Raw genomic sequence first — 22989 nt, 5'->3', positions numbered from 1 at the left:
TAATTCTCTGGTTGGTTACTTCTTTGAACTTGCCACCATCTTCTTAATCCCCATTATTTTAGAAATAGCTTTAAGAATAAGTGCTTTCTGAACCACCGATCCAAATAGGTCACTACCAATAACCTTAGGTGAAATATTAGACTTCACTTGATCTACGCTTAATTTTACTTCTTCCTTATCTATATCTGTCTGAAGTTTTAATATCTTCAGATCTCTGTCAACTTGATCGTAGGAAGTGTATCTCTTTTTCATATCAATTTATTTAAAAAAGGATTCAGACGCCTTGGTTAAAATAAACTGTCCGATCTTCTTTCTTAAGAGTAAAATTAGGATTACTAATAGCAAATAAAATCCACCCACAATCCAGAATCCTGCACTGGGTGAATCTAATGCTGCGCTAATAGCAACTGCGCCTGCAATGGAGAGAAAAATTAAAGCGAACACTCCAAAGAAAAATATAAGTAAAAGGTTCACTACAGCAGTAACCCCCTTTACTCCACCTTTAAAGGCTTTTAATTTAAAATATTCGGCGTTGCTTTTGGAATAGGATTTAATATTTCCCTTTAATTCCTCTATGCTTTCGCTTAATTTTTCAAATGCCATAAGTTAAATTATAGTACTGCTTTTCCTGTTGTACCTGGTTTACCTACAACTGGTTCTCCGGGCTTAACCTGGCCAGATGTCGTATTTTCTGAGGTACTTAAAGAACCAGAACCTCCACTATTCGCTTCTCTTTGCAATTTCGCATTTTGCTTCTTTAATTCTTCAAGTTTTGATTCTAAAGCAGATAAAATATCATCTGCCTTATAGCTGGCAGAAGAAAGTGTTTCTTCAAGACGGCTTTCAAATTCAGCACGAGCCTTTTTTGCCTTTTCTGTAAGGTTAGATGAAGTTTCTTTGTACTTCTTATTTAGATCTTTTTGAGCTTTTTCAGCATCTCTTTTTAGTTTGCTTCTGGTTTCTTCACCACTACCCGGAGCATATAACAGTCCGATCCCTGCTCCAATAGCAGCTCCTGTAAGTAATGTAAGAAAAGTGCTTCCTGTATTTGCCATAGTTGTTTTGTTGATTTAGTTATTAATAACCACAAATATAAGGGAATAGCATCTCTGGCGCTGTTAATAACCGGTTAATATGTATATTTCCTTTGCTAAAATATTCTTAATTAAGACCGCTGCACAGCCTTAATTTCCAGACTTTTTAGCCCAGGAATCTCTTAGCGTGACTGTTCTGTTGAACACCAGGTTTTCTTTAGTAGAATCTTTGTCGACACAAAAATAACCTATGCGCTGGAATTGAAATTTGTCCTGTACCTGCGCTTCCTGAAGGCTTGGTTCCAAATAACCTTTTATGACTGTGAGAGATTCTGGATTAATAAGATCTACAAAATCCTTTTCCTTATTGGCATCAGGAGCTTCTTCCGAAAATAGCCGGTCATATAGCCTTACTTCAGCCTCAATAGCGTGCTTTACAGAAACCCAATGTAGTGTGCCCTTTACCTTCCGCAGCGATTCGGGAGTACCGCTACCACTTTTGCTTTTAGGATCGTATGTACAGTGAATTTCAATAATATTTCCGTCATCATCCTTTACAACCTCTTCACCTTTGATGATGTATGCATTTTTTAACCTTACTTCTTTTCCAAGGGTAAGCCTGAAGAATTTGCGATTAGCACTTTCTTTAAAATCTTCCTGTTCGATATAAAGCTCCCTGGAAAATGGCAATTTTCGAGTTCCTGCACTTTCATCTTCGGGATTGTTCTCTGCTTCCAGCCATTCTTCCTTACCTTCCTCGTAATTCGTAATCACAAGTTTTACAGGATCCAAAACAGCCATAACACGCGGTGCAGTTTTATTAAGATCTTCCCTGGCGCAAAACTCAAGATGAGCTACGTCAATAATATTTTCTCGCTTCCCTACTCCAATTGATTCAGCAAAATTACGAATAGAATCTGGGGTATAACCTCTTCTTCTTAATCCCGAAATGGTAGGCATTCTTGGATCATCCCACGAATTCACAATTCCCTTTTCTACCAGTTGCAGCAATTTTCTCTTGCTCACAACGGTATGACTCAAATTTCTACGGGCAAACTCTCTTTGTTTGGGTAAAAATTCTCCAGGTTTGCTCACTTTGTCCAGGAACCAGTTATACAATTCTCTATGCGGAAGAAATTCCAACGTACAGAAAGAGTGCGAAACCTGCTCGATAAAATCGCTTTCACCGTGTGCCCAGTCGTACATTGGATAAATTTTCCAACTGTCTTTTGTGCGATGGTGGCTTTTGTGTAAAATCCTGTACATTACAGGATCGCGCATTAACATATTTGGAGAAGTCATATCTATTTTAGCCCGTAAAACATGAGCACCTTCAGCTGTTTCACCGTTCTTCATTTGCTCAAATAGCTCCAGATTCTCTTCTACGGAACGTTTACGGTATGGACTTTCTTTTCCAGGTTCTGTTGGTGTTCCTTTTTGATCTGCAATTGCTTCTGAAGCCTGGCTATCCACATAAGCATAACCATTTTTGATAAGCTTCACCGCCCAGTCATATAGCTGCTGGAAATAATCTGAAGCATAACATTCCTTTGCCCATTTAAAGCCTAACCATTCCACATCACGTTTAATGGCATCTACATATTCCTGTTCTTCTTTTATAGGATTAGTATCGTCAAAACGTAAGTTCACAGGCGCATTATACTTCTCCCCCAGTCCAAAATTTAGACAAATGGAAGAGGCATGGCCTATATGCAAATAACCGTTTGGTTCTGGCGGGAAACGAAATTTTAGATCTTCATTTTTATATTCAGATTTTAAATCTTCTTCTATAATTTGCTCAATGAAATTGAGGGATCTTTTTGCTTCAGACATAGTTGTATTTAAATAATAAACAAAGTTACCAAAAATAAGATGTCCGCGAATGCTCAGGACAATTAAGAATATATAATTTTACTTCAATAATTTAAATCGGAAATTAATATAGTAGCAGAAACTTCTTCAGCAGTTATATTTGTAAAAAAATAATAGTGGGAAAAATTAAATTAAAGAATATTAGAGTATTTGCATATCATGGTTGCCTGATTGAAGAAGGTAAAATAGGTAGTGATTATCGTGTAGATTTAACTGTAAATGGGGATTTATCTCACTCTTCTAAAACTGATAATCTGGAAGATACCATAGATTATGTTCATTTAAATAAAATAGTGAAGGAAGAAATGGCTATACGTTCCAAATTGCTTGAAAACGTGGCAGAAAGGATCATTAATCGTACTCTTGAAGAAATCCTTCTTGTGCAGAAGGTGAAAGTCGAAGTTTCTAAAATTAACCCACCAATTGGAGGAAATGTTGCCATGGTTACAGTTAGCAGAAGTAAATCCCGCTAGATATTAGTTTTAGAAATTAAATTTTTATTACATTTGCCATCCAGAAAAAATGGCATCGTGGCCGAGTGGCTAGGCAGAGCTCTGCAAAAGCTCGTACAGCGGTTCGAATCCGCTCGATGCCTCAAAAAGCTTCCTTGTAACCAGGGAAGCTTTTTATTTTTCAAGCAATTCCTTTAAATCTCCAGATGTTCACTAATGATATCCCGAAAATTGCCATTTTCAGCAATAGTCTCAATTTGATCTTTTATATCGCCAGCCTGATCTGGAAAAGCTCCCTGGAAAATAAGAATTCCCCCAAAGAATATAAGTAGAACACTAATCCCTCTCTTCATATAATAGATGCGATTGGGTGTTAATTGATGATTCAGTTTTTTGGCAAGAAGGATTTTGAAAATATCAATAATTAGATAGGTTCCTAATACTGAAGAGAAAAATAGGATAATGCGATTGGTTTCCATGTCCATTTTTGGCGTAAAAACGATTACCAAACCCAACCAGAAGCCGAGTACTCCCACATTAATGAAATTGAGCAGAAAGCCTTTTGCTGCCAGCCCCAGGTAATCACTTTTACTGAGTTTCCTGATTTCTGGAGTTTCATCTTCTTCTCTATGAAAAATCCTTTTGGTTCTAATAAAACTCATTAAACCGTAAGTGGTAAGGATAGCACCTCCAAAAATAAAGAGGGCAGGATCATCTTTTATACTATTAAGAAGCTTGTTAGTACTGAAATAAGCTATAAACAAAAAAACAATATCTGCCAGAATCACTCCCATATCCAGGGCAAATGCCGCTCTAAAACCTTTTATAGCCGCAGTTTCCAGTAAAACAAAAAAAACAGGTCCAAATAAAAAGGCCAAGAAAAGACCTAATGGAAGACCTGCTAAAATATCCTGTAACATAATCTATATATGTTCCGCAAATTAAATGCTTCAGTTTCTTCTTATAATTTTTCCGCCGAGAAATGTTTGCTTATCAATAACTTCAGGATCACCATAAACGTTTACAGTTCCGCCTGCGCGTACTTTAGCTGTAACTTTATTTGAGGCATTAATATCTCCTACTCCACCGGCACTTACCTCTATTTCTACATTTTCAGATTTTAAATTTCCTGCATGGAATTTTCCTCCGGCCCTTATCGTCACCACCTGATTCACCGTTTCACCTTCTACCTCAATTTCCCCTCCCGTAAAAGCTTTGGAATTTAAATCCTTAACATCAACATTAGCAAAAATTAAAGATCCTTCCTGTACCTGCAATTCAAATTCCTGTTGCTCAATTTTATCCTTCAGTCGTATGGAAGAACTCTGAAATGCGTTTAGTTTTTGCAACTCATTGTAATAAATCTTTATCCTGGTATTATCCCGTTTCCAGATATTATCCAGCTTCATTTTTACCTTCAGGACCCCGTCTTCAGCGGTAATAGTAACTTCTTCCTTACTCTGCCCGCCTATAATGGCTCTATTGTTATCCCCACGAATGAGTTCAACTTCTAGTCCGTTATAAACTTTTACTTCTGAAAAATTTTCTAATTCCTGAACGATATCCTGCGCTGAAAGCATGCCGCTGAACAGCAACAACAGAAAAGTTATCTGTTTCATCTGAAATTATTTGTTTTCGACTTCTTCTTTTAATCCAAGTAAATTAAAATCGAGATGACGTTTAAGCAAATCGGCATTTTTAACGTTTACATAAACTTCATCTCCTAACTGGTAAGTTTTCTTAGTCTTCCTGCCTACTACAGCATAATTTTCCTCATCAAATTCGTAATGATCATCTTTTAAATCCCTTAACCTGATCATTCCTTCACATTTATTTTCGATAATTTCAACAAAAATACCCCAATCTGTCACTCCGGAAATAACCCCAAGAAAGTCTTTGTCCTGGTGATCCTGCATAAATTTAACCTGCATGTATTTAATGGAATCCCTTTCGGCACTGGTAGCCAAACCTTCCATATCACTGCTATGGTGACATTTTTCTTCATATTCATCCTGACTGGCAGTAGGATTATTGTCCAGATAACGCTGCAATAATCTATGCACCATTACATCGGGATAACGTCTTATAGGGGAAGTAAAATGTGTATAAAAATCGAAGGCCAAACCGTAATGGCCAATATTTTCTGTCCCGTAATACGCTTTACTCATGGTTCTGATAGTAAGTGTATCTACCATATTTTGCTCTTTAGTACCCTGAACATCCACAAGAAGTGAATTTAAAGAAGAAGCAATAGAATTTTTGTCCTTCAAATTAAGTTTATGTCCAAACTTTGAAACTATAGTCTGTAGTGATGCCAGCTTAGCATCATCAGGCTCGTCATGACAACGATACACAAAAGTCTTTTTAGGATCTTGTTTTCCTATAAACTCTGCTACTTTTTTATTGGCCAGCAGCATAAACTCCTCAATAAGTTTATTGGCATCTTTTGAAGTTTTAAAGAATACACCAACAGGTTCATTTTGTTCATCAAGTTGGAATTTCACCTCTACCTTATCAAAAGAAATTGCTCCTTCGCGCATTCTGCGGGAGCGCATTATTTTTGCCAGTCCGTTAAGCTCTGTAATCGCTTCTACAATTCTGTCATCAGCTTTATAAGCATCTTCTTTTATCGAAATGCCAGCAGGAATATCTCCTCCCCTGGTTTCGATAATATGTTGGGCTTCTTCATAAGCAAAACGAGCATCTGAGTAGGTTACGGTCCTCCCAAACCATTGTTCTACAACTTTTGCGTTCTTATCTATCTTAAATACTGCGGAAAACGTGTATTTTTCTTCGTTTGGTCTTAAAGAACAGGCATTGTTGGAAAGAATTTCGGGTAACATGGGAACTACCCTATCTACCAGATATACAGAAGTTGCTCTTTCATAAGCTTCTTCGTCCAGAATTGTATCGGGTTGAAGGTAGTGTGAAACATCTGCAATATGGATACCTACCTCAAAATGCCCATTATCGAGCTTCTGAAAACTAAGTGCATCATCAAAATCCTTGGCATCTTTAGGGTCTATCGTGAAGGTTAAAACGTCCCGCATATCTCGACGCTTTTTAATCTCAGACTCCTGGATAGAAGTATCTATCTGATTTGCAAACTCTTCAACCTCTGATGGGAAATCGTGGGGAAGTCCATATTGGGCCAAAATTCCGTGAATTTCTGTTTGGTGCTCTCCCGGAGTACCCAGTACTTTAGTTATTTTTCCGAAAGGAGAATCGGCTTTTTCAGGCCATTCCTCTATTTCTACAACGACTTTATCTCCATCTTTCGCATCCTGAATTTTGTTCTTCTGAACGAAAATATCAGTGTACATTTTAGGATCATCAATTTTTACAAAGCCAAAGTCTTTTTTAAGATCTAGAATTCCGACAAATTCGTTTCTTTTTCTGTTAATAATCTTTGTTACCTCCCCTTCAGACTTCTTCTTTCTTCTGTTGTTGTAGACATAAATTTCTACTTCATCGCCATGAAAGGCAGTGTTAAGATAATTTTGGGGAATAAAAACATCATCTGCTAGATCTTCAACCATTACATAACCAAATCCCTTTGTGGTCATGTCCAGTTTTCCTGTGTAGTAATTCTTACGCCCTTCTATTTTAAATTTCCCGCGTTCTACCTGTTCAATTTGCTTCTTTGCAGCTAATTGTGCAAGGTGTTTGGTAATTTGATTCCTGCTTCCGGGATCGTCTACTCCTAAAATTGATGCTATTTGTTTGTAGTTATATGCTTTACCTACGTTTTTACGTAGGATATCTATAATTTTCTTGGATAGGTCACCAAGATTTTTGGTAGAGCTGCTTTTCTTCTTTTTCTTCATAAATTATTTAAACCATAAAATTACAGCTTAAAAATTACATTAAAGATTTTTATAAGCAAAGTTTTGTGAAACAGCTAACCCGACACGTCTAAGTATAAGTATCAGGCACTCCAAAACTTAGGTAGTAAGAATATTAAAAAAAATTCGTAAAGTGTTATAATTATCTTAATAAATCCCTAATTTTGTAGTTCTATCTCTCCCCTTTGTTATGACAATTAAAAGACAATAGTATGGGACTGAGTAAATCAAATAAGGTATCACTTCTTTTCTTTTTTATATTCATTTTAGGAGTGATTGGATTTGTCACTTACATTAATTCATCACTTGATAAAAACTCCAGTGCAGATCCTATCTTCTCTCCTGATGATCTGCAAAATACCTCTTTAACCATTCAGGATTAAGTATTATATTTATAAGGCTATTTTTTCCTGCTATGAAAAATTTTAGTTGCCTTGCAACCTTCACTTATCCTCATGAATACCTGGTAATCCAGTCCATTTTTAATCAGGAAAATATACGTTATTTTCTTCAAAATGAGACTCTTATAGGTATATTCCCTTACTATTCCAATGCCTTGGGTGGAATAAGGCTTATGGTTCACCCAGAAGATATAGATCAGGCTAAAAAAATCCTCGATTCATTTACAGACAGATCTTCGCATTTAAAAATAGTATAGTTGTTAACAGCTATTATTATATTATTTATTTCTTCTTTTTTAAAAATCTAAAAATGTAGGTGATTATAGTGTGTTAATTTGTAGAACAATTTTTTCAGTAATTGTTTGTTATTTCACTTGTGATTTTTTCATAACAGTTTATCAACATAAATAAAGAATTATAAAGTCTTGATACTCTTATGACTTTAAGATTTACTTAACAGATGTAAATAATCAAATGTTAATATAAATATTCACTTTTTTCCAAAAAATATATGTTTATAACGTGAATTTATATGATGATAAGTTGCGCAAAAAAGAACGAGTTAATTTTTCATTATCCCGGTTATTTTTTGCTATTGAAATTATATTCTTCTTCACCAAAAAAGATTGTGAGATTCTCATCCCATGTTATCCACATAGTAGTGTCGATTAGAAGTACCTGAAAACAAAGGATTTTCAAAAAGTAATTAACAATTGAAAAAGTGTAGGTTAATAAGGCTTTTTTTACCTTTGTTTCTCTAATAATATAAAGATGAAAATAGCAATAGGAAACGATCACGCAGGTACTACCTACAAAGAAAAAGTAGTGGAATATCTTGAAGATAAAGGAATTGAAGTTATTAACTATGGAACAGATTCTGAAGATAGTGTAGATTATCCAGATTTTGTCCACCCCGTAGCCAAAGATGTTAGTGACAAAAAAGTTGATCTTGGTATCATTATATGTGGTAGTGGGAACGGGGCGAATATGACTGCGAACAAGCATCAGGCTATACGTTCTGCGCTTTGCTGGACTGCTGAAATTGCAGAATTAGCACGTAGCCACAACAATGCAAATATCCTAAGTGTGCCGGCACGATTTGTCTCTGTTCACCAGACAATAGATATGGTCGATACTTTTTTAAATACAAAATTTGAAGGAGGACGGCACCAGGATCGGATAGATAAAATACCTTCAAAAGAATAAATGGGGCACTATCATAGCCATAGTCACTCTCATGAGGTGCAGGGGAAAAACCTGCTAATTTCCATTTTTCTTAATATAGGTATTACAGTTGCACAAGTAATAGGGGGTCTCTTAAGCGGAAGCCTGGCCTTACTTTCTGATGCATTACATAATTTTAGTGATGTTGTCTCCCTTGTAATAAGCTATATTGCTAATAAACTTGTAAAAAAAGAGGCATCTTTAACCCGTACTTTTGGTTTAAAAAGAGCTGAAATTATTGCGGCTTTTGTAAATGCCGCTACACTAATAGTTGTAGCTGTTTTGTTAATAAATGAGGCCGCACATAGATTTCAGGAACCTCCAAATATTAATTCCAGTCTTGTTATCTGGCTATCATTACTGGCTATAGCGGGAAACGGTTTTAGCGTTCTTCTTCTAAAGAAAGCTAGTAGCACTAACATGAATATGCGTTCTGCATATCTTCATCTCCTAACAGATCTTATGGCTTCTGTAGCAGTTTTAATTGGTGGGATTTTAATGAAATATTTTCAGCTATTCTGGATAGACAGTGTTCTTACCCTTGCCATAGCTATTTATCTGATTGTTGTAGGATGGGACCTATTAAAATCTTCGGTAAGGGTGTTAATGTTATTTACACCAGATGATCTTGCTCTGGAAGAAATTGTAAAGAAAATTAGTGAAATTCCTGAAGTGAAAAATGTGCATCATGTGCACGTTTGGCAGTTAAACGAGGAAGAAACACATCTGGAAGCTCATATAGATTTTAATGAGGATATTTCCCTGTCTCAATTCGATATTATATTGGATAAAATTGAGGATTTGGTTTACCACGATTTCAACATTAACCACGTAAACATACAACCGGAATTTGGTAAATGCGATGATAAAGATCTTGTTGTACAGGATTAAAAATTAAAATGAATGAAAATAGAAGTCAAGCGTTTTCAGCAATTAACTACAGAAGAATTATATCAAATTTTGCAGTTACGCTCTGAAATTTTTGTGGTTGAGCAGGATTGTGTTTACCAGGATATAGATGGAAAGGATCAAAAAGCACTACATGTTTTAGGTTATAAAGACAACCATTTAGCGGCTTATACCCGTTGTTTTGATAAAGGTTTTTATTTTGAAGAAGCCTCTATAGGACGAGTTTTGGTAAAGGAAAACCAACGAAGACATAACTACGGACATAAAATAATGGAAGCATCTATAGAGGCAGTAAGAGAACACTTTAAAACGGCAAATATCAGGCTGTCCGCTCAACAGTATCTTATAAAATTCTATAATAGCCACGGATTTTCAACAACCGGTGAAGGTTATCTTGAAGATGGAATTCCGCATATAGCCATGGTAAACTCTTAAATTATTTCAGAATTTCAGAGTAACGTTGTTGATTTTTGAGTATTTCCTGAGCCTCAATTATTTCAGGATTGTGGACCACATAATAATCATAAAGGCCTTCTTTGTAGAAATATCTTTTAATAATTTCATCTGTAAGTAAACTGGTTATTTCAGGTTTTTTTTCTTCCAGTTCCTTTGTTTTATACTTTTCAATTTCAGAAAAAATATTTTTGTATTCCTGGATGATTTTATCTTCAAAACCTTCTTTTTGCGCCGTTAACAGCACTTCTTCCAATTCCTTTTCTGTGTTAGTTTGATAATAGAACCCTGAAGTTTCTAAAAATTTCCTGAAAGCGTCGTAATCATCTTGGGTTAATCTAAAATCCTGAAGGTTTTCCAAATCGTGCTCATAGTAAAATTCTGTGGCGAAATCAAAAATGGCTGACTGTGTTAACAAAGCCTGAGTGATTCCACTATATTCAGAAGTTTCCAGACGTATATCTGGTAATATTCCGCCACCATCAAATACTGTTCTGCCGTTTCTTGTGGTGAATTGATTGTAATCTTCAGTCTTTGTTCTAATCGCATTTCCTTCTTCATCCCTGCTGCGATAATCCAAAGCCTGGATACATCTTCCGCTGGGGGTATAATACCTGGAAATGGTAACTTTTAGCTGTGTACCATAAGCAAGTTCTTTTGGTCGCTGGACCAGTCCCTTCCCAAAACTTCTTGCGCCAATTATTACACCACGATCCAGATCCTGAATGGCTCCAGCCACTATCTCACTTGCAGAAGCACTTCTACCATCCAGAAGAACTACCAATGGAATTTTTGTATCAACTGGCTCCTTCTGTGAAAAATATTCTTTATTATACTTTTCAATGACAGATTTGGTAGAAACAATTAGCTCACCTTTATCAACAAAAATGTTGCTGACATTTATTGCTTCAGAAAGAAGTCCGCCGGGATTTCCTCTAAGATCAAGAATAATTTTTTCGGCACCTTTATTTTTTAAATCTTTTAGAGCTCTTGCAGTTTCCACAGAAGCTTTAGCATTAAACCTGGATAAGACAATATAGCCGCTGTTATCTTTTAATAATTTGTAAAACGGAACAGCCTTTAAATTCACAGATCCACGGGTAAGGGTTGTGGTTTTTATTTCTCCCTGTCGTCTATAAGTGAAATCTACTGTAGAATTATCTGCGCCATTTAGCAGTTCTCCCGCATCTTCTTCAAAGTCTGATACGTTGATATTCCCTATTTTAATTATTTCATCTCCTGCCTTTAATCCGGCTTTATCTGCAGGGTAACCTTTATAGGGTTCAACAACAGTAATAGCATCTTTTCCCATCTTTATGGTAGCCCCTATTCCGGTATATTCACCTGTATTATTAATTCGTGCCGCTTCCACGTCCTGTTCATTCCAGTAATTGGTATAAGGATCCAGATCCTGCAGCATGGCTTTAATGGCTGTATCCATTAACTGCGGGGGATTTGTTTCATCAACATAATTCATGTTGATTTCCTTAAAAAGGGTAGTAAAAATTTCAATTTGTTTAGCAATTTCAAAAAAGTCTGTTTTAAAACTTACGCTGCTAAAAAATATTACAATACCAATTGCGAGAACTCCTGCTCTTTTACCTAATTTTCCCATTTCTCTTTCTCTTTAAATTTCCCTATTAATTTCTCCATAGCTTTAAAAAGTTCTTCATAACCCATTTCTTTAGGAGTCATATAGAGAATCATAAAAGCATAAGAAGTCCCGGATGTATTGGTTACAAGATACTTATTTTTTCGATAAGCCTCACGCATTAAACGCTTTATACGATTGCGTTGCACTGCTGTTTTTACTATTCTTTTAGGAACAGAAACCCCCGTTTGAAACTGCACATTCTGTGTGTTCTCCAGCGGTATATAGATTAGCCGTAACGGAAAACTTTTCACTGATTTTCCACTTTGAAAAAGAGCTTCAATCAGCTTTTTACTCTTAAGTTTTTCTTTTTTTCCGAAGCTTTCATCCATGGGTCAAAAATAAGCATACAATTAAATCTGTTCCTTCGGAATCTCTTTTTTATGATCAAAAAAAGCCTGAAAGTAATTATTGTTGTTCAAAAGATATTCCGAAATCTATTTAGAAACAGAAATATCTTCTGAAGTAACAAATAAAACCTCCAGGCTTTCAGCGTAAGCTTTAGAAATTATCTATTCGTTAGAATTTTCTAATTCTGTTCCGTATTGGTTATTATTTCTGTCTATATCTGCCATTAACTGGGACTCATCTATAACTATGGACGATATTTGGCTTTTTTCGGCATCGATTTTTAAATCATAAGTGGGGTAAGCCCAGGCCCAGTCATCTTTCACAGTTCTGTTTGTTTCACCAGAAGCAGGTTTTTCCCATCTCATTATCTGCAAAGGAATGTAAAAAAGTTCTTCTTCACCATCGTTATAAGTAACGGTAACCTCTACCGGCATTGGCATAGCTCCATTTCTTTTTAAAGTGATATTGGTGGAGTCTCCTTCAGATTCAACAGATTCTATAGCGTAATCTATGACGTTTGTGGTACGTGTCCAGTCGGTTAAATACCAATCAAGTTCTGCTCCAGATAGCTTTTCAGCAATCCTTATAAAGTCGTTTGGAGTTGGATGTTTAAATTTCCACTCGTCGTAGTATCTTTTTAAAGTTTTCTGAAGATTTTCTTCGCCAATTATATATTCTAATTGGGCAAGGAAAACAGCACCTTTGGAATATGCTGCAGCACCATAGGCAAAATTATAATTGTAACGATCTGCATGAGTAGATTGAGGCTGTTCCACACCACTTTGGGCCAACTGATAATAACTGCGATAAGAACCTGTATGTGGGTTTTCCTCATTCGTGTTCATTACTTCATTCATAGCTTCGTCTGAAATGAAGGAAGTAAAACCTTCGTCCATCCATTCGTGTTTAGACTCATTGGTGGCTAATAGATGCTGAAACCAGGCATGTGCAAGCTCATGTGCGGTAACTCCCACTAGGCTTCCAAAACTTCTTTCGCCCGTGATAAGTGTTAGCATGGCATATTCCATACCACCGTCTCCACCCTGAACTACAGAATATTGATCCCATGGATAGGGTCCTATATGCTCATTGAAGAATAACAGAAGTTCTTCGGTTTTTGGCTGAAGGTTTTTCCAGTTTTCCTTAATTTCAGGATTATCCTTATAAAGAAAATGAAGCACCGTACCATCTTCTGCGGTTAACTTTTCATGTATATATCCGGGATCTGCTGCCCAGGTGAAGTCGTGAACTTGTGGAGCAACAAAGTGCCAGGTTAGGTTTTTACCTTTGTTTCTATTAACAGTTGTTCCTTCTTCTTCATAACCATAACCAATTTCATCTGCGTTCTGAAGGTATCCAGTGCTTCCAAGGATATAATCTTTATCTATGGTAATTTTCACATCATAATTACCCCATACTCCATGAAATTCCCTTCCGATATATGGATCTGCGTGCCATCCTTCAAAATCATACTCTGCTAATTTAGGATACCACTGGCTCATGGAAAGTGCAACACCTTCAGCACTGTTTCTTCCTGAACGACGGATTTGTAAAGGTACCTGGCCTTCAAATCCCATTTTAAAAGTGGTTTTCTCTCCCGGAAGAATTGGTTTTTCAAGATTTACTTCCAGCACGGTTCCCACCTCTTCAAATTGAAGATAATTGCCATTTTGAGAGAGTGATTTAACTCTTAAATACCCGATTTCATCTGACTCTAATTTAGAAATCCTACTCTCATACTGCGGATTCTCCCTTGTACCCAGGTTATTGGTCATCCTTGCATCTGGATCTGGAATAGTTTGAAGCCTGATATCCATTTCACTTCCCGGCTGAAAAGCATTAAAATAGAGATGATAAAAAACCTTATTTAGTGTGTCTGGGGAATTGTTTGTGTATTCCAACTCCTGGGTGCCGGTATATTTATAATTTTCAACATCCATCTCCACTTCCATAGTGTAATCTACATGTTGCTGCCAGTAATTAGTATTATTTTGAGCGTTTACTAAGGCAATAGTAAATATGCTTATGCTTAAAAGTATCTTTTTCATCTATCTGAATTTATTAAAAGACTGCTGGTTTTTTGATTTAATAATTTATTTCTTAAAGGTTGGTTTCACCTCTTGATACTTGATCTGCAAGAATAAAGGCATTATACATATTCACCATTTTACCAGATTTTGATAATTCGTTGAAGTTTTTGGTTTTTTGCCCCTGCTCTCCAACTAAGACCATAGTGCCGGTAGCAAGTCCGCTTTGCATAATAATTTGCTTTACCTGTGCCGCGCTTAATTTTGGATAATAAGAGCGTATCATTGCCGCAACACCGCTAACTGCCGGTGCCGCCATAGAAGTTCCCTGCAAGAATTCGTATTCATCATTTGGGGTAGTAGACCAAATTTTACTTCCGGGGGCAAAAACATCTACGTTTGTTCTTCCGAAGTTGGAAAACCCGGAAACCAATCCGGACCCATAATCGAAGTTTAGTGATCCTACAGTCAGGAAATTATTACTAATTTCCTGAGTTGCTTCAGGAGATTGATCATTAGGAAAAACCTGTGTCTGGTCCAGATCTAAACTTTCATTTCCTGCAGCATTTACAATAAGTACGTCATTTTCCGCAGCATATTTTATCGCATCCATCACCCATTCCGGATTTGGAGAAAAATATTTACCAAAGCTGGTATTTATAATTTTTGCTCCATTATCTACGGCATACCTTATGGCAAGTGCAATATCTTTATCATATTCATCTCCATCGGGAACGGCACGTATAGCCATAATTTCCACGTTATTGGCGACACCATCAATACCAATATTATTATCCCGTTGTGCAGCAATAATTCCGGCAACATGGGTCCCATGTTTTACATCTTCCTTATCTGGAGTAGGACCATCTACATCATTATTTCCATAGTTTGTGTCGTTAATATTGTAAGGGTCATCTCCCACTACTGCCCTGCCGTCCAGATCAAGATCAAAATGTGTATCTAACCTTTTGTCATAATACTCAATGGCCTCATCAAGTTCTTTTAAAGCTTCGGGAATATTCTCATTTACATTATTTTGAATTTGACCCAACATTCCTTTATACTGCGCCATTTGCTGATCTTCAGGCTGAAATGCTGAAAGTTCAGCTTTAGTATAATCTTCTTTCCCAAGTTTTGCAGAAACGGCTTTATGAGCTGTAGTAAGCTGTTCCTTTATTTGATTATACTGTTGCTTATTTTGATTGACTTCTGCCAGTTCTTTATTATATTCTTCTTTAGCACGCTGATACATAATATACTCTTCCCGGTCTGCTGTGCTTATGGAGCTGGCGGGTTTTCCGTCATATTTTGGTTTAAGACGTTTATATATACGTACATATTCCATATTCTCTTCTACCGCATCACCAAGAAAGTTCCAACCATGAATATCATCAACATATCCGTTTTTATCATCATCCTTCCCATTTCCGGGAATTTCATCTGAATTCGTCCAGATTACACTTTGCAGGTCTTCATGTTCAATATCAACACCGCTATCTATAACACCTACAATAACTGTTTTACCTTTATGGTTCTGTATAATTTCGTTATAAGTTCGATTAACACTCATTCCTGGAATGGTGTCATATTTTAAATCTGCAGCACTCCAATTCCTGAGTTGAGCTTCAGATAAATCTGTTACTTTTAACGGGATTGAATCTATTCTTTCAATAGGTGTAGATACAAGGCGTGGAGAAGTACTTCCACAAGCGGAAAGCATAGCTGCAGCTGTTAGCGCCAGGAAAGACTTATAAATAGGTATTTTCATAAATTAAATTAATTAAAAACTTCATCAAATTTTAGGGACTTGTCCATTCTCACTCCCTTTTCTGTATGTTTAAGAGTGATAATTTCGTTATTTGCATCATGTTCCATAAATAAAAAATACTCCTCATCTGCTGCTTTGTTCAGGAAAATTTTCTTTTCCGGAAGGGTAAGCAGCGGTCTGGTGTCGTAACCCATAACGTAAGGCAAAGGAATATGACCAGCGGTTGGCAGCAGATCTGCCATAAAAATCAGAGTTTTGCCTTTATATTTTATATGAGGGATCATTTGCTTATCTGTATGTCCATCTACAAATAATGCGCCAAACCCCAGGACATCAGATTCTGCGTAATTTTGTTTATCCCCGTTCCGTTCAAGAAAACGTAATTGTCCACTTTCCTTTATAGGAATAATATTTTCTTTTAAGAAAGAAGCTTTCTCCCGGGCATTGGGCTGTGTAGCCCATAACCAGTGTTTTTCATTGCTCCAGAAACTGGCATTTTTAAAAGCAGGCTCATAACCTGTTTGGTCTTTGTTCCACTGGATAGCACCACCACAATGGTCAAAATGAAGATGCGTCAAAAAGACATCTGTAATGTCATCCCGGTGAAAGCCGTGCTTTTTTAAAGATTTATCCATGGAATGTTCACCCCAGGGATAATAATAGCTAAAGAATTTTTCACTTTGTTTACTTCCCATCCCAGTGTCTATAAGAATAAGTTTATCACCATCTTCTATAAGTAAACAGCGGGCGGCAATATCTATCATGTTGTTGTTATCGGCAGGGTTTGTACGGGACCAGAGACTTTTGGGCACTACTCCAAACATTGCCCCTCCATCAAGTTTAAAATTTCCTGCTTCTATTGGATATAAATTCATGTGGTTTATTTTTAGATTTATTCAATACTACCTATTGAAGGTAAGTTACTATTTCTTCAGGATTAATAGTATCATTATAACGAAATGCCCGCTTATTTCCTTCACTATCGGTTATTAAAATGGGGAGGATACTATTATTATTTCTATGCTCCTTTACCCAGTCGCGGGTAGAAATAGCTTCTTCTATTTCAACAGTTTTTTCTTCAAAATTTCCGGAAGATATCTTTCTTGTCCATGGCTTCAATTCCGTTTTATCTGCAAACATGGAGGTGGCATTAATCCTGTCCAGCATATCGACATCTGCCCCACCTTTTTTAGGTGAAACAAGCACTATTTTGTTAGGTACATAAAAAGCTTCATTTGCTAATTGTGTGGCCAGAAAGTTAATTTCACTGTTATCTGTAAGCGCAATAAAAGTTCCTTTTTCTATAGCTTTGGCATCTTCAAAGGTCTCTTCCCTAAGGATATTGCCGTACATGCTATTAAATCCCTGATTTTTGGCTTCATTCACCAGGTCACGGTTAGCATCTATAATGATCACTTCATTCTTTTCCTGTAGATGTTTTGCCAAATAAAGTCCCAGAGGATTTGCTCCCAGGATGATATAACCGCTCCTGGATTCCTGATGTACCAGTTCTCCCCTGCTACGCAGCCAATTTGTTGTCCAGGTAAGAAATACTGGGACAGTAAGAGTTGTAAAAATAGCCATAAAGACTAAGATTGAAAAAATTTCGGAAGTGATAATGCCCATTTGCAGGCCAATTCCGGCAATAATAATTTCCACGGCTCCCCTGCCATTCATTCCTGTTCCAACAGTGATACCTTCACGCCATCCAAAACCGCTGGGGAGATAGAAAATAGCTGTACCAAAAATCTTACCTATCATTGCTACAAGGGTTACGGCAATTAACATAGCCAGGTCTGTTTGAAATACTTCCAGTGTTACATTAAAACCGGCTGAAACAAAGAAGATAGGCGCCAGAAACCCTATGGAGATATCATGAAAGATATTATTAATTTCTTTTGAAATTTGTCGGTTAAAAACACCATCCCTGATAAATAATCCAGCCATAAATGCACCCAGTATGCTGTGAAGGCCTGCAATTTCAGCAAGTTCAGAAAATCCAAAAACGATAATTAAGATAAGCGTGAAATGAAGGGTACGGCTATTAACATTCGCCTTCATAAGGTAATTTCCCAAAAGCGGAAGAAGATAAATTCCCGCAAGTGCTGTAAAAATGAAAAACAGAATAGCCTTTCCTGCAACCCAAATAAGACCCATGGTATCTATGCTGCCTACATCTACAAAACTTACTATACCCGCAAAAATTATTAATGCAAGAGTATCAGATATTAATGCACCGGCCATTAAAACATAGGCTATTCGGGTATTAAGGAGTTTGAGGTCCACGAGGATCCTGCTCTTTGTGGCCAGAGAAGTTACGGCAACGGCAATAGCTACAAAAACAGCAGCCAGAGGTTCACCTCCAAAATAAATTATGGTATAATATCCTAATGCAAACGGAACTACAAAACCTCCAATAGCTGCCAGAAGCCCGGGCCACGAAGCTTTTCCAAGGTCACGGAAATTTATTTCTATTCCAATATAAACCATTAAAAGAATAATCCCGACTTCAGCTAAAACACTTATCATTTCTGAAGTTTCCAGGATTCCGAAAAGTGCAGGTCCCAGTAAAATTCCTATTACCAGTTCTCCTAAAATAGCAGGATACCCGAGTTTTTTGGCTGCCGAACCCCCTATCCATGCGGCTGCAAGTATGATGAGGAGGTTTAAGATGTTTAATTCTTCCATAATGAACTTTAATCTTTAAAAATGGTTAATGCCTCTTTTTCAAATCCTACGATGCAATATAATCAAAGTGTTTTTAACAAATCTTTGAAAATTATTTCGCCTTTAAAATCAGAAAGTTTTAGTAGTATAGCCAAAAAAGCAAATTTTCGCAGTTTAAAGAATTTTATTAAAAGACAATGAGAATCAAAAACCTGTACTCGTCGTCTTTATTTTTTATTTCAATTTCCTATTCCCTATAAAATATGAATGAGTTCCTAGAAACCCTTCACCATGAGTTCGAATTACCATTAAGCAATCCGGTCCTCATTTTTGCACTTATCCTTTTAATTATTCTTGTTTCACCAATCTTATTGCGAAGAATAAATATACCCGGAATTATTGTTTTGATCGTCTCCGGAATAATTATCGGACCTTATGGGGTAGGCCTTCTGGAACAGAATACGGCAATTGATTTATTCTCAACCATAGGGCTACTGTACATTATGTTTATAGCAGGTCTGGAGCTTGATATGAATCAATTTAAAGTCAATAGGAATAAAAGTTTTCTTTTTGGGCTTTTTACTTTTGCCCTGCCGCTTGCAATTGGATTTCCAGTATGTTTCTATCTCCTTGGATATGATTTTAATGCCAGTTTCTTAACGGCCAGTATGTTTGCTACCCATACATTGCTCACTTATCCTGTAGTAAGCAAAATGGGAGTATCAAAAAATGAAGCAGTGGCCATAACTGTGGGCGGTACTATTTTAACCGATACAGCTGTTTTAATTATCCTTGCGGTAATTATGGGAAATGCCCAGGAAGGGGGCTTAACAGCAGATTTCTGGCTAAAACTTATAATTTCTTTAAGTATTTTTTGTGCCATTATGTTTCTAGTAGTACCAAGAATTGCCAAATGGTTCTTCACCAGTATGGAAAAAGAAAAGCACTCGCACTACATATTTGTTTTAGCAGTTGTGTTTCTTTCGGCCTTTCTTGCTGAACTGGCCGGGGTTGAAGATATTATTGGGGCCTTCCTTGCAGGACTGGCTTTAAACAGGTTAATTCCACACTCTTCTGCTCTTATGAACAGGATTGAATTTATGGGAAATTCGCTGTTTATTCCTTTCTTCCTTATAAGTGTAGGGATGTTGGTGGATATATCTGTAATTTTTAGTGGATATATGGCGATTGTTGTAGCAGCAACTTTATCTATAGTAGCTATTTCAGGAAAATGGCTTGCTGCTTTTTTTACCCAACTGGTGTTTAAATATTCTTCTTCTCAACGTAAAGTCATCTTCGGATTGAGTAGTGGTCATGCTGCTGCTACTCTTGCAGTAATTATTGTTGGTTATAATGCTGAAATTATTGATGAAAATATCCTTAATGGGACAATTATCCTTATTCTGGTCACATCTGTTGTAGCAACTCTGGCTACAGAAAATGCTGCAAAAAAAATGGCTGCAGAGGCTAAAGAAGTTATTCCGGAAGAGATTAAAAAATCAGAATCTTATAAGATGGAGTCAATTTTACTCCCATTAGCCAATATTACTAATCTTGAAAAATTACTCGATTTTTCCATTTTAATTAGAGATAAAAGTAGCTCAAATCCGGTTTCTATCCTTACTGTAGTACCAAACGATGAACAGGCAGAAGTAAATATTGCACAGGCCAGGACAAAACTTGAAGATTTTGTAAAGCAGGCTTCTGCAACAGAGACTGATGTGGATGTTACTGCTACTATAGACAAAGATATTGCCAATGGTATAGCGCGAAAATCCAAGGAAATTATTGCAGATTTAATTGTCATGGGATGGCCTACAAGCTCCGGTGAGAATAAAGTTATTGGTGATAAAATGAGTAAAATTATAAATCAAACTCGAAAAACCATTTTCCTCTGTCAGTCTGATAAACCCTGGGCGACACATCAAACAATTATTGTAGCTGCACCACCACGTTCAGAAGAAATGGACGGTTTTGAATTATGGGTGAAAAAACTGATTAAAATGGCGGAGGAATTAAGTATCCCCATTGTAATGAATTGTACTGCCGAAACGCAATCTGCTATTGAAACTTTTATCGATAAGCTTAATCTAAGGGCACCATTTAGTTTTAACACCTTCAGTAATTGGGAAGATTTTTTAATTATCGCAAAAGATGTGGGACCTGAAGACATACTTATGTTAATTACTGCGAGAAAAGGAACTGTAGCTTATTTACCTATCCTGGAGCAAATTCCCAGGAAAATGGAATCTTACTTTGAAGAAAATACAAAAATTATCGTTTTGCCTCATTAGTAGAACTACCGGTTATTTAATATAACTATTCTTTTATCTTCAGTTTTACTGGATTAGTACGGTATCCAGACTGATTTTTATCAGCAAAAGACATGATTTGCATTAAAAAAAGAATAACTTTCTCCCGATTTATTTTAGCACAGTTCAATTTTTTTAAATGATAGAATTAGCCGCACTTGTAATACTTGGAATATTAGCTCAATGGGTAGCCTGGAGACTTAAAATACCTGCGATTCTACCACTTATTTTAATAGGCATTTTTGTAGGGCCAGTTTCTACCTTACTTTCTGATGATGGTTCCAAGTGGCTTGAACCTATCTGGAATGGAAATGAAGGATTATTTCCAGGTGAAAGTTTATTTTACTTTGTTTCCCTTGCAATTGCCGTCGTTCTCTTTGAAGGTGGTCTAACCCTTAGAAAGAAAGAAGTATCTAATATAGGACCCGTAATCCTGAAATTAATAACCATAGCTGTTGCTGTTACATTTGTGGGAGCAGGATTTGCGGCCCACCTTATTTTTGGATTATCCTGGCAAATTTCCTTTCTCTTTGCCGCCCTTGTTATAGTGACCGGACCCACCGTTATTGCGCCTATTTTAAGGAATATTCCGTTAAAAAAAGATATTTCATCAGTACTAAGATGGGAAGGTATATTAATAGATCCTATAGGTGCATTAATTGCCGTTTTAGTTTTTGAATTTATACGTATTGAAGACGGACAGGATTTTACCAGCAGGGCACTTATGGAATTTGGCCGCATAGTTTTATTTGGTTGCACCTTTGGCTTTGCCTTTGCACATGCTCTTGTTTATGCTATAAAAAAAAATATTATTCCCCATTATCTTCTAAATGTCTTTACCCTTGCCGTTGTAATTGGTGTTTTTGTCTTAGCAGATAATTTTGCCCATGAAAGCGGTTTATTAGCAGTAGTAATCATGGGTATGGTTATGGGAAATATCAATCTCCCTAACTTAAAAGAATTGCTATATTTTAAAGAATCGCTAAGTATACTTCTTGTCTCAATTTTATTTATCCTATTGGCTGCTAATATGCAAATGGAAGAGATGATGCTGGTATTTAATCAGGAGGCATTAATTCTTTTCGCAGCCATAGTCTTTATATTAAGGCCACTGGGAGTATTTTTAAGTTCTATTAATTCCGGGCTAAACTTTAGGGAGAAATTATTTATAAGCTGGGTTGGGCCAAGAGGTATAGTGGCAGCAGGTATCGCATCACTATTTGGTTTAAGGTTGGCAAGACAGGGTGTACCCGGGGCAGAATATATTACACCATTGGTATTTATGGTGGTTCTGGGAACCGTGTTGTTAAATGCTACAACCGCAAGATATGTAGCTAAATTACTGGGCGTTTTCCTCAAAGATTCTAAAGGTATTTTAATTGTAGGCGCCTCTTCTATATCACGTTTAATTGCAAAATATCTACAGGATAACCAAAGACACGTTGTTTTAATTGACAGTAACCCAGATAATGTAAAGAAGGCACAGGATTTAGATATTGAAGCTATTGAAGAAAGTGTTTATTCAGATGATTTATTAAATAATATCGAACTTAATGATATCGGTTACATCATGGCGATGACTGGGAATAGTGATATCAATAAAACTGCAATTTCCAAGTTTTCGAAGCAGTTTGGTGAAAATGGCTCTTTTAGGGTTATCTCTTCAGATGAAATGAATAATCCTGAAAAAAATCCTTCTGAAGGGCTTTTCTCCCATACAGATGATTATATAAAATTAACTGAAGTTTCCAGGGCTTTTCCCACTATACACGAAGTAAGATTGAACAGCCAGTCACATTATGGCGGACTTATTGAAATTTCAAAAACAGATCCTGACATTATACCCTTATTTGTAAAAACCCTATCAGGGGACTTAAAAATAATACCTTCAAACTCTTCTGAAGTAGAAATAGAGGAAGGATATGAACTTGTTTATTTAGGTAAGGAAATCCAGAAGGAAAAACTTATGGAAAACAAAGAGCATTACGAAGAAACAGTCGAGGAGGTAGATAAAAATAAATAA

The 22989-nt window shown here is 36.5% G+C and carries 21 protein-coding genes and 1 tRNA gene; 9 read left to right on the top strand and 13 right to left on the bottom strand.

Features of this window, described 5'->3' with window-relative positions; translation table 11 throughout:
* Positions 1-15: 15 nt before the first annotated feature.
* The 4 genes from RM549_RS11755 to RM549_RS11740 form a co-directional block, all read right to left on the bottom strand.
* A complete protein-coding gene (locus RM549_RS11755; protein WP_311685034.1) occupies positions 16-252 on the bottom strand; it encodes a DUF6327 family protein in 237 nt (78 codons plus the stop codon).
* A gap of 6 nt (positions 253-258) precedes the next feature.
* A complete protein-coding gene (locus RM549_RS11750; protein WP_311685031.1) occupies positions 259-603 on the bottom strand; it encodes a phage holin family protein in 345 nt (114 codons plus the stop codon).
* An 8-nt stretch (positions 604-611) separates the two neighbouring features.
* Complete coding sequence (locus tag RM549_RS11745) at positions 612-1055, bottom strand: YtxH domain-containing protein (protein ID WP_432264714.1); 444 nt, start codon at positions 1053-1055, stop codon at positions 612-614.
* Between the two features lie 129 nt (positions 1056-1184).
* Positions 1185-2867 (bottom strand): glutamine--tRNA ligase/YqeY domain fusion protein, encoded by a 1683-nt coding sequence (locus RM549_RS11740; protein WP_311685029.1) that lies wholly within the window; start codon positions 2865-2867, stop codon positions 1185-1187.
* Between the two features lie 155 nt (positions 2868-3022).
* On the opposite strand from RM549_RS11740, the gene folB reads away from it, so the two are divergent.
* Complete coding sequence (gene folB, locus RM549_RS11735) at positions 3023-3379, top strand: dihydroneopterin aldolase (RefSeq protein WP_311685028.1); 357 nt, start codon at positions 3023-3025, stop codon at positions 3377-3379.
* A gap of 51 nt (positions 3380-3430) precedes the next feature.
* A tRNA-Cys gene (locus tag RM549_RS11730) sits at positions 3431-3501 on the top strand.
* A 51-nt stretch (positions 3502-3552) separates the two neighbouring features.
* On the opposite strand, the gene RM549_RS11725 is transcribed toward RM549_RS11730, so the two are convergent.
* The 3 genes from RM549_RS11725 to rnr are packed head-to-tail and all read right to left on the bottom strand — an operon-like array spanning position 3553 to position 7185.
* Entirely contained in the window at positions 3553-4278 is a 726-nt protein-coding gene (locus RM549_RS11725) for a LysE family translocator (protein ID WP_311685026.1), read from the bottom strand.
* A 30-nt stretch (positions 4279-4308) separates the two neighbouring features.
* On the bottom strand, positions 4309-4977 hold the full coding sequence (locus RM549_RS11720; RefSeq protein ID WP_311685024.1) for a head GIN domain-containing protein: 669 nt from the start codon (positions 4975-4977) through the stop codon (positions 4309-4311).
* Positions 4978-4983: 6 nt separating this feature from the next.
* A complete protein-coding gene (rnr, locus tag RM549_RS11715) occupies positions 4984-7185 on the bottom strand; it encodes a ribonuclease R (RefSeq protein WP_311685021.1) in 2202 nt (733 codons plus the stop codon).
* A gap of 230 nt (positions 7186-7415) precedes the next feature.
* On the opposite strand from rnr, the gene RM549_RS11710 reads away from it, so the two are divergent.
* The 5 genes from RM549_RS11710 (at position 7416) to RM549_RS11690 (ending at position 10172) form a co-directional block, all read left to right on the top strand.
* Positions 7416-7586, top strand: coding sequence for a hypothetical protein (locus RM549_RS11710; RefSeq protein WP_311685018.1), 171 nt, complete (start codon positions 7416-7418; stop codon positions 7584-7586).
* 32 nt (positions 7587-7618) lie between these two features.
* Positions 7619-7861 carry a putative signal transducing protein gene (locus RM549_RS11705; RefSeq protein ID WP_311685015.1) on the top strand — a complete coding sequence of 81 codons (243 nt, stop codon included), beginning with the start codon at positions 7619-7621 and terminating at the stop codon, positions 7859-7861.
* Between the two features lie 514 nt (positions 7862-8375).
* The gene (gene rpiB / locus RM549_RS11700; protein ID WP_311685010.1) at positions 8376-8810 is read left to right on the top strand and encodes a ribose 5-phosphate isomerase B; all 435 of its coding nucleotides are present in this window, start codon (positions 8376-8378) and stop codon (positions 8808-8810) included.
* Positions 8811-9719 (top strand): cation diffusion facilitator family transporter, encoded by a 909-nt coding sequence (locus RM549_RS11695; RefSeq protein ID WP_311685008.1) that lies wholly within the window; start codon positions 8811-8813, stop codon positions 9717-9719.
* A 12-nt stretch (positions 9720-9731) separates the two neighbouring features.
* Positions 9732-10172, top strand: a complete 441-nt coding sequence (locus RM549_RS11690; RefSeq protein ID WP_311685003.1) for a GNAT family N-acetyltransferase — start codon at positions 9732-9734, stop codon at positions 10170-10172.
* Position 10173: 1 nt separating this feature from the next.
* Here the strand turns inward: RM549_RS11690 and RM549_RS11685 are convergent, their stop codons facing one another.
* From RM549_RS11685 to RM549_RS11660, 6 genes are all read right to left on the bottom strand, one after another.
* Positions 10174-11805, bottom strand: coding sequence for a S41 family peptidase (locus RM549_RS11685; protein WP_311685001.1), 1632 nt, complete (start codon positions 11803-11805; stop codon positions 10174-10176).
* Positions 11793-12173, bottom strand: a complete 381-nt coding sequence (gene rnpA, locus RM549_RS11680; protein WP_311684999.1) for a ribonuclease P protein component — start codon at positions 12171-12173, stop codon at positions 11793-11795. The genes RM549_RS11685 and rnpA overlap by 13 nt, the downstream gene beginning before the upstream one ends.
* Positions 12174-12353: 180 nt before the next feature.
* Positions 12354-14240: a M1 family metallopeptidase gene (locus RM549_RS11675; protein ID WP_311684997.1), complete on the bottom strand. Its 1887-nt coding sequence runs from the start codon at positions 14238-14240 to the stop codon at positions 12354-12356.
* A gap of 52 nt (positions 14241-14292) precedes the next feature.
* Positions 14293-15987, bottom strand: a complete 1695-nt coding sequence (locus RM549_RS11670; RefSeq protein WP_311684994.1) for a S8 family peptidase — start codon at positions 15985-15987, stop codon at positions 14293-14295.
* Between the two features lie 8 nt (positions 15988-15995).
* The gene (locus RM549_RS11665; protein ID WP_311684992.1) at positions 15996-16862 is read right to left on the bottom strand and encodes an MBL fold metallo-hydrolase; all 867 of its coding nucleotides are present in this window, start codon (positions 16860-16862) and stop codon (positions 15996-15998) included.
* 31 nt (positions 16863-16893) lie between these two features.
* Positions 16894-18675 (bottom strand): cation:proton antiporter domain-containing protein, encoded by a 1782-nt coding sequence (locus RM549_RS11660; protein WP_311684990.1) that lies wholly within the window; start codon positions 18673-18675, stop codon positions 16894-16896.
* 242 nt (positions 18676-18917) lie between these two features.
* On the opposite strand from RM549_RS11660, the gene RM549_RS11655 reads away from it, so the two are divergent.
* Entirely contained in the window at positions 18918-20948 is a 2031-nt protein-coding gene (locus RM549_RS11655; protein WP_311684988.1) for a cation:proton antiporter, read from the top strand.
* Positions 20949-21105: 157 nt separating this feature from the next.
* Positions 21106-22989 carry a cation:proton antiporter domain-containing protein gene (locus RM549_RS11650; RefSeq protein WP_311684986.1) on the top strand — a complete coding sequence of 628 codons (1884 nt, stop codon included), beginning with the start codon at positions 21106-21108 and terminating at the stop codon, positions 22987-22989.

The sequence above is a fragment of the Autumnicola patrickiae genome, assembly GCF_031846525.1.
Classification (GTDB): domain Bacteria; phylum Bacteroidota; class Bacteroidia; order Flavobacteriales; family Flavobacteriaceae; genus Autumnicola; species Autumnicola patrickiae.
Note: the sequence above shows the minus strand (reverse complement) of the source record. Positions and strands in the feature narration are given on the sequence as shown.

Bases quoted from the DNA above. Each gene is read 5' to 3' on its own strand.
- rnpA (WP_311684999.1), bottom strand. From the start codon at position 12,173: ATGGATGAAAGCTTCGGAAAAAAAGAAAAACTTAAGAGTAAAAAGCTG.
- RM549_RS11690 (WP_311685003.1), top strand. From the start codon at position 9,732: ATGAAAATAGAAGTCAAGCGTTTTCAGCAATTAACTACAGAAGAATTA.
- RM549_RS11695 (WP_311685008.1), top strand. From the start codon at position 8,811: ATGGGGCACTATCATAGCCATAGTCACTCTCATGAGGTGCAGGGGAAA.
- RM549_RS11745 (WP_432264714.1), bottom strand. From the start codon at position 1,055: ATGGCAAATACAGGAAGCACTTTTCTTACATTACTTACAGGAGCTGCT.
- rpiB (WP_311685010.1), top strand. From the start codon at position 8,376: ATGAAAATAGCAATAGGAAACGATCACGCAGGTACTACCTACAAAGAA.
- RM549_RS11665 (WP_311684992.1), bottom strand. From the start codon at position 16,862: ATGAATTTATATCCAATAGAAGCAGGAAATTTTAAACTTGATGGAGGG.
- RM549_RS11650 (WP_311684986.1), top strand. From the start codon at position 21,106: ATGATAGAATTAGCCGCACTTGTAATACTTGGAATATTAGCTCAATGG.
- RM549_RS11655 (WP_311684988.1), top strand. From the start codon at position 18,918: ATGAATGAGTTCCTAGAAACCCTTCACCATGAGTTCGAATTACCATTA.
- RM549_RS11755 (WP_311685034.1), bottom strand. From the start codon at position 252: ATGAAAAAGAGATACACTTCCTACGATCAAGTTGACAGAGATCTGAAG.
- RM549_RS11670 (WP_311684994.1), bottom strand. From the start codon at position 15,987: ATGAAAATACCTATTTATAAGTCTTTCCTGGCGCTAACAGCTGCAGCT.
- RM549_RS11740 (WP_311685029.1), bottom strand. From the start codon at position 2,867: ATGTCTGAAGCAAAAAGATCCCTCAATTTCATTGAGCAAATTATAGAA.
- rnr (WP_311685021.1), bottom strand. From the start codon at position 7,185: ATGAAGAAAAAGAAGAAAAGCAGCTCTACCAAAAATCTTGGTGACCTA.
- RM549_RS11710 (WP_311685018.1), top strand. From the start codon at position 7,416: ATGGGACTGAGTAAATCAAATAAGGTATCACTTCTTTTCTTTTTTATA.
- RM549_RS11705 (WP_311685015.1), top strand. From the start codon at position 7,619: ATGAAAAATTTTAGTTGCCTTGCAACCTTCACTTATCCTCATGAATAC.
- RM549_RS11750 (WP_311685031.1), bottom strand. From the start codon at position 603: ATGGCATTTGAAAAATTAAGCGAAAGCATAGAGGAATTAAAGGGAAAT.
- RM549_RS11660 (WP_311684990.1), bottom strand. From the start codon at position 18,675: ATGGAAGAATTAAACATCTTAAACCTCCTCATCATACTTGCAGCCGCA.
- RM549_RS11725 (WP_311685026.1), bottom strand. From the start codon at position 4,278: ATGTTACAGGATATTTTAGCAGGTCTTCCATTAGGTCTTTTCTTGGCC.
- RM549_RS11720 (WP_311685024.1), bottom strand. From the start codon at position 4,977: ATGAAACAGATAACTTTTCTGTTGTTGCTGTTCAGCGGCATGCTTTCA.
- RM549_RS11675 (WP_311684997.1), bottom strand. From the start codon at position 14,240: ATGAAAAAGATACTTTTAAGCATAAGCATATTTACTATTGCCTTAGTA.
- RM549_RS11685 (WP_311685001.1), bottom strand. From the start codon at position 11,805: ATGGGAAAATTAGGTAAAAGAGCAGGAGTTCTCGCAATTGGTATTGTA.